The sequence below is a fragment of the Pseudomonas sp. PNPG3 genome (genome assembly GCF_023093815.1).
In the GTDB taxonomy this organism is placed as follows: Bacteria; Pseudomonadota; Gammaproteobacteria; order Pseudomonadales; family Pseudomonadaceae; genus Aquipseudomonas; species Aquipseudomonas asiatica.
The window spans coordinates 1-208 of sequence record NZ_JALLKV010000396.1; the positions used below are offsets into that span (position 1 = coordinate 1).

Sequence of the window (208 nt, forward strand, 5' to 3'; positions counted from 1 at the left end):
GACCGGCTCGGCACGATCGTGCACACCGGCCACGTGGCCCCGCAGCTCGCCGTCCACCACGGCGCGCGCCTCACCGCGACCGACCTCCCCGCGCACGTGACCTGCACCTACAGCGACGGGTCGACGCACGAGAAGCGCGTGGACTGGGACGCCGCCGCGCTCGCCGCGGTCGACACGAGCATCCCCGGCGCGCACCGGGTCGAGGGTC

The 208-nt window shown here is 76.0% G+C and carries 1 protein-coding gene; it reads left to right on the forward strand.

All coding sequences use genetic code 11. The features are described 5' to 3' along the window. Positions 1-208, forward strand: a 208-nt coding sequence (locus MJ643_RS31425) for an Ig-like domain-containing protein (RefSeq protein ID WP_247727417.1), incomplete at both ends; no start/stop codon positions are given.